At 48.6% G+C, this 6,127-nt stretch carries 7 protein-coding genes; all 7 read left to right on the forward strand.

The window, feature by feature from the left end; all coding sequences use genetic code 11:
• Window positions 1–6: 6 nt before the first annotated feature.
• The 7 genes from VN379_RS19935 to VN379_RS19965 all read left to right on the forward strand — a co-directional run bounded on the left by VN379_RS19935 (window position 7) and on the right by VN379_RS19965 (window position 6,086).
• Window positions 7–1,305, forward strand: coding sequence for a hypothetical protein (locus VN379_RS19935; protein WP_325537087.1), 1,299 nt, complete (start codon window positions 7–9; stop codon window positions 1,303–1,305).
• Window positions 1,306–1,387: 82 nt separating this feature from the next.
• Window positions 1,388–1,858, forward strand: coding sequence for an OmpH family outer membrane protein (locus tag VN379_RS19940; RefSeq protein WP_325537089.1), 471 nt, complete (start codon window positions 1,388–1,390; stop codon window positions 1,856–1,858).
• 95 nt (window positions 1,859–1,953) lie between these two features.
• Window positions 1,954–2,895: a molecular chaperone Skp gene (locus VN379_RS19945; RefSeq protein ID WP_325537090.1), complete on the forward strand. Its 942-nt coding sequence runs from the start codon at window positions 1,954–1,956 to the stop codon at window positions 2,893–2,895.
• 55 nt (window positions 2,896–2,950) lie between these two features.
• The gene (locus tag VN379_RS19950) at window positions 2,951–3,373 is read left to right on the forward strand and encodes an OmpH family outer membrane protein (protein WP_325537092.1); all 423 of its coding nucleotides are present in this window, start codon (window positions 2,951–2,953) and stop codon (window positions 3,371–3,373) included.
• Between the two features lie 15 nt (window positions 3,374–3,388).
• Window positions 3,389–4,408, forward strand: coding sequence for a UDP-3-O-(3-hydroxymyristoyl)glucosamine N-acyltransferase (gene lpxD / locus VN379_RS19955; RefSeq protein ID WP_325537094.1), 1,020 nt, complete (start codon window positions 3,389–3,391; stop codon window positions 4,406–4,408).
• Window positions 4,409–4,547: 139 nt separating this feature from the next.
• Window positions 4,548–5,180 (forward strand): YjbH domain-containing protein, encoded by a 633-nt coding sequence (locus tag VN379_RS19960; RefSeq protein WP_325537096.1) that lies wholly within the window; start codon window positions 4,548–4,550, stop codon window positions 5,178–5,180.
• A gap of 9 nt (window positions 5,181–5,189) precedes the next feature.
• A complete protein-coding gene (locus VN379_RS19965) occupies window positions 5,190–6,086 on the forward strand; it encodes a lysophospholipid acyltransferase family protein (RefSeq protein ID WP_325537098.1) in 897 nt (298 codons plus the stop codon).
• The last annotated feature ends 41 nt before the right edge of the window (window positions 6,087–6,127 follow it).

The raw sequence follows: 6,127 nt of genomic DNA on the forward strand, positions 1-6,127 counted from the left end.
AGGGAGGTGCGCGTTATTACTGCAAAATACCTGCGACATACGTTGTATCTAAGCCTTGTGGTACTGCTGCTTAGCCTATGGACAGGCACCGGGCTGGCTGCGCCCACTACAGTGGATAAAATCGCGGTGACGATTATCGCTGCTGAGCAGCCGCCGGCAAGAGTGGCCAAGCGAATGACCGCCAGTGTTACGACAGTGGGAACACAGATGCTTGTAGGCCGGACGATCAGTGATGTTGAGACAAATCAAGGCAGTTATGAAAAGCTGGTGCGGGAGATATTTGACCGTGTGCTTGTCGGCTATACAGTCGGGCAAGTCAGTATTACACCGGGGACTACTACCCATATTGAGGTGACAGTGGTTCCCTGGGGTGATGTAGTGCGCGATGTTGCCCTGGAAATTGACATCAGTGGTCTGTCGCCTGATTTAGGGGACCTGATAAAAAAAGACATGGGCCAGGTGGAAGACCAGGTTGCTAATGTGCTGATCGGCCTGCCTGTTGATTCTGTAGAATGGGCCGGTGGTGTATCAACGGCAGTAATCAGGGAATTATTAGCGAACCAGCTGCCGGAATTCAGGAGTAATCTGGAGATTACTGCCGGCCAGAAAACGAATATCAGGCTTTCGCTCATTCCTATTGGGCCGGTCATTGATAATGTCCATGTCGCCATGCGGTCACGTACTATACCAAACGTACTGCTGGCCAGGGCCAGTCCTGCTGTCAGCGGTGCCACAGGTATGCTGCGCGGCTTGCCGGTCGCTTTTGTTGAGCGGCATAAAGACTATTTTACTGATAAAGTAACTGCTGCAGCCGCTAGCCATCCGATTACCAGCCAGTATGGGTTAACACTGATTCCGGTTATTGACCCGGGAAAAGACACTGAGATCACTCTTAATGCAGAAACTACCAAATACCGGGTTACTCTGGAAGGCAGCCTGGATATGGGGCGTGAGGAAGACAACACCTCAGCCAAACTTCACTTTGGCAAATTTACAGGCAGCCGGGACGAGGTTTTCCTTGAAGTCAAATTTCTGCCTGACAACCTGAACTGGGAGTTTGAACCAGGCTGGGGTCATAAATTTACGCAAAACACAATGGCTGGTGTAAGGTACAATCTCTCTGAGCAGGAAAGTATTCTATGGGTCAATCAATATGTGGGCTCTAACTGGACGATCCGGGTTGAACACACCCCCAAGTCCAATTATAATGAGCTGGGTATAAGGTACAAGCTGCATGACTTCCTCAGTACTGAATATGTTATTACCGAAAAAGAAAACTGGCTGAGACTTGTGGCTAATTTGTAAACTTGCTCAATAAAGGGCTGCCTGTTATAATTGTTAAATAGAGGAGAATTTATTGCCAAGTGGCAGGAAAGAAGGGTCAAACATGTTTAAAGACAAAAAAGTAGCAAAAGTGGTAGCTGTAGCTATAGTTGCAGTATTTCTGTTAGGGGTATTTGGGGTGGCAATCTCACAAAGCACCGTTGGTCATGCTGCCGGTGCCGGTACTGCCTCCAATGTGGGTAAAGTCAATTATCAGCGCTTGATTAATGAAACCCCGGAATTGGCTACTTTCAAAGAAACTATGCAAAATGAAGTTGCCCAGGCGCAAAAAGATTTTGAAGAAAAATCTAAAACCATGAACGATCAGGCAAAACAAGAGTACAGCAATCAGCTGCGCGAACGCCTGTCGCTGAAAGAACAAGAACTTAAAGCCCCGATTTTCAGCAAGATTGACGCAGCTGTTAAAGCAGTTGCCGATACCAAAGGTCTTGCCGTAGTCCTTGATACAAATAACATCGTATATGGTGGTCAGGATATCACCGATGATGTAGTCAAGAAACTTAGCGGTAAATAATTTTAAAACCCCGGTCATTTTAGCCGAGCCGGTTTAGCCTGTGCTCGGCTTTCCGTACTTGACAATAACGATTCATCTAGAGAGGGTGATTTGGTGTGAAAATAACAACACCAATAAGGTTTCTGGCAACCCTGATCCTTGGTGCCGTTCTTCTAACAGGCTGCGCCCGCCCGGCGCCTGAAACCAAGTCTCCCGCAGCGCCGCAAGTAGGCGTTATTGATATGGATAAAGCCGTTAAGGCTCATCCCAAACACCAGGAATGGCAAAAACTCAAAGAGCAGGCTGCTACGTTGAATCAGCAACTAACTGCAGAGGCCGGCAGGGCTGCAGGGGTTACCCCGCAGTCGGCAATGAATCTGCCAGGCAGTGTCGAGAGTGGGCTGAGGGCAGCGGCTGAGCAGGAATTCAACGCTAAAATGGCGGCGAAACAGCAGGAACTGCAAACACGTCTTGCCGGCAAGGCCAATAAACTTCATAGCGAACTTTCCACTGAGCTTAAGACCTATGCTGAGCAACTGGAACAGGAATATCAGCCTCAACTATTTAACCTGCAGCTGAAACTACAGACGGTCCGGATGGATGAGAAGGAAGCTGCAGCTGTTAAAAAAGCACTTGATGACCTGAAGGCTGAGCAAACCAATAAACTGACTGTGCGCGAAAAGGAGTTGGCTCAAAAGCTGGAGACGGCACTGACACCTGACAAAGCGGCCAGTGAGCAGGAGCTTGCAGCCTATGCTAAACAGCTGAACTCCGAAATCAGCACTAAAATGGCTGCCCAAACTGCAAATATAGCTGATAAGGGTACAGGCCCACTTAGCTCGTCGTCAACCGCTGCCGGTGTCAGCGCTCTTGAACAGCAGTTTACGATGAAACAACAGGAGATTAGTGCGCTTGAGGATACTATTCTGAATGATATCCGGGACAAGGCGGCCAAAGTGGCAATAGAGCGCAACCTTGATGTTGTATTTACAGGTCAGAGAGTGAATGTCAGCGCCGTGGACATTACTGATGCCGTTATTACTGCGGTTAAGAAATAATCAGCCTGCGTATACTATTTTAAACATTACTCTGAAGGTTTCGAAGGAGGATTTTATGAACAAGCAAATTAGAGTGTCGTTAGTATTGGTACTGGTTTTTGTTGCGGCCCTGGCCCTGGCCGGCTGTAACAGCAACCAGCCGACAATTGGTGTCCTTGACGTAAATAAGGTCATGTCTGACAGCCCGAAAGTAAAACAACTCCAGGAACAGCTTAATGTCAAAGGTAAAGAACTAAGTGATCAGCTGGAAAAAGATAAAGCTGGTGTTAGTGCGGAAGAATTCCAAAAGCGCCAGGAAACTGCTTATGGTGAATTCCTTAAGATTAAGCAAGACCTGGAAACTCAGATTGATAACAGCATCAAACAAGCGATTGAGCAAGTAAGCACCGAGAAAAAACTGGGTGTTGTGCTTTATAAAAACAGTGTGGCTCAAGGCGGCACTGACATTACAGATGCTGTAATCCAGAAAATGCAATAAGCAGGGGGCCGTTTTGTGAAAAAGACGTTAGTTGAGATTGCCGCCCTGCTTAACGGTACCGTTACAGATACTACCTGCATAGAAATCACCGGCGTCACCAATATTGATGATGCCGGTCCGGGGGATATCACCTTTGCGGTACCGCCCCATCTGGATAAAGCAGGTAAGTGTGCTGCAGCAGCTGTAATCATTCCCGACACTGTCGAATCATTTTCCAAACCGGCTATCCGGGTGGCTAACCCCCGGGTAGCCTTTACCACGTTACTGAGCCTGTTTACGCCTAAACCTGACATACCTCCGGGCGTTCATCCGGCAGCAGTAGTACATGCTACAGCCACACTTGGAGCTAATGTGGCTGTTATGGCTAATGTCGTCATTGACGCTCATGCCGTCATCGGTGATAATACGATAGTATATCCACATACATATATTGGACGGGATGTAACTATCGGTAAGGATACACTGATTTACCCGAATGTTACAATCCGGGAAGATTGCCAGGTAGGCAGCCGGGTAATTATTCAGAGTGGGGCTGTCATTGGCAGTGACGGCTTTGGGTTTGTTACCATAGGCGGCCGTCATCAGAAAGTACCGCAGGTAGGCAATGTAATAATTGAGGATGATGTCGAGGTTGGCGCCAATAGCTGCCTGGACCGGGCTACTACCGGCAGCACGATTGTTAAGCAAGGCACCAAAATCGACAATCTGGTACACTTGGCTCACAATGTAGTTGTTGGTGAAAATTGTTATTTTGTCGCGCAAACAGGGATTGCCGGCAGTACTAAAATCGGCAACAATGTAACCTTTGCCGGCCAGTCAGGCTGTAATGGACATTTGACAATCGGTGACAATTGTGTTTTTGCCGCCAGGTCGGCCCCGATTAATGATATACCTGCTAATTCCTTCTACGCCGGTTTCCCCGCCCGGCCGCACAAACAATGGCTGCGGGCGGAAGCGGCCATGGGCCGGCTGCCTGACCTGATCAAGAAAATTCGTGAGCTTGAACAACGTCTTGGTGAGCTTGAAAAGGAATAATAGCCTGAGGTATACTCGCTATGTATACCTCAGTTTTTTTGTCCACAAATTGGCTCCAGGCCGTAGCAGGATTTTTACACAGGACAGGGAATTAATATAAATTTATATCACACCATACTATTTAGTGAGGAGAACTACGATGAAGAAAACTATTTTGGCAGCTGCAGTATTGCTAGTGGCAGCAGCTCCTGTATATGCTGCCCCGTCCATTAATGGCTCAACAGGCATTATCAATACCCCCTCGGCTGATGTATTGCAAGAAGGCCAGTTTTCCCTGGGCTATCATCACCTGAAAGAGGGCGGAGTTGGCAGTTTTAATATCAATCTGGCTGATAAGCTGGAGGTTGGTGTAGCTGGATTCCGTTATGACGGCGATAGCAACAAAGACAATCAAACCTACTTTAATGCGAAATTTGGCCTGGTGCCGGAGACCGTAATTACCCCAGGCCTGGCTATTGGAGTAGAAGATATTGGTAATCATGATAAACGAACCTACTATGCCGCAGCCAGCAAAGCACTGCCGTTTGGCTTCCGGATTCATGCCGGTATTGGTGATGGCCGTTATGACGGTGTATTTGCCGCGATTGAAAAGACCATTAACCCGATTGGTGTGATTACCGGCAGCAACACCTTTCCGGCCACGACCCTCATTGCCGAGTGGGATGGCGACCGGATGAACTACGGTGCACGCATGTCAGTCGTTCCCGGCCTAAAAATCGACGCTGGCTGGCGCCACAGTGAAACCTACTTTGGGCTAAGCTACACATATTAGGAGCCCACGATGCAGTACCATTTAGTGAAGTATATAAGTCGGTTAGTATGTTTGTTGCCAGCCAAACTGAGACAGAGCCTTGGCCGCCTGGTAGGCTGGTTATGCTGGCCACTGGTGTCTGCCAAACGGCGTAAAATGGCGATTGAGAATATTTGCCGCAGCCTTAAGGTGGATGAGCAGCAAGCCTATGCGCTTGCCAAAGCAAGTGCGGTGCGATTTGGCCCGATGTTTATGGAGGTTCTCCAGATGCCTTGCCTCACCAAAGACAACATCGGGCAATATGTCAAAATTAACGGCCGGGAACACCTTGAAGCAGCTTTGAAATTAGGGCGTGGGGCGGTATTGGCCACAGCCCATACCGGTAACTGGGAGCTGCTCGGAGCTTCTCTGGCGATGCATGGTTTTCCGTTAGTTGCAGTTGTTCAGCGGCAAACAAACGCGGCGATGGACAGTTTTATTAACGAATACCGGACAAAAGCCGGCATGCATGTCACCTATAAGCAAGGTGTCCGGGAAATGGTTAAGCTGCTTTGTGCCGGTAAGATTATCGGGCTGCTTATGGATCAGGATAACCACCGCGACGGCGTGTTTGTTGAGTTCTTTTCGCGGCTGGCATCGACACCGCAGGGAGCTGCAGCGCTAGGCCGTCTGAACAATGCCCCCATAGTGCCGGCCTTTATTACTGCTAACCAGGATGGCACCCATACGGCAATTATCCATCCCTATGTCGTAGTGGAAAAAACAGCAGACCGGGGCGAGGATATCCGGATTACCACCCAGCACCTGACAAAGATTATTGAAGACCATATCAAACAACATCCCCATGAATGGTTTTGGCTCCATAACCGCTGGAAAACCCGCCCGCCTGCCATGGATTCGGAAACTACTAACCGCCAAATAAAGTAAAAAAGGGATTGCTGCTACACTGGCAGCAATCCCTTTTATAA

The sequence above is a fragment of the Sporomusa sp. genome (genome assembly GCF_035561255.1).
Taxonomy (GTDB): Bacteria; Bacillota; Negativicutes; order Sporomusales; family Sporomusaceae; genus Sporomusa.

Coding starts and splice junctions, on each gene's coding strand:
- VN379_RS19960 (WP_325537096.1), top strand. CDS start 4,548: ATGAAGAAAACTATTTTGGCAGCTGCAGTATTGCTAGTGGCAGCAGCT.
- VN379_RS19965 (WP_325537098.1), top strand. CDS start 5,190: ATGCAGTACCATTTAGTGAAGTATATAAGTCGGTTAGTATGTTTGTTG.
- VN379_RS19940 (WP_325537089.1), top strand. CDS start 1,388: ATGTTTAAAGACAAAAAAGTAGCAAAAGTGGTAGCTGTAGCTATAGTT.
- VN379_RS19950 (WP_325537092.1), top strand. CDS start 2,951: ATGAACAAGCAAATTAGAGTGTCGTTAGTATTGGTACTGGTTTTTGTT.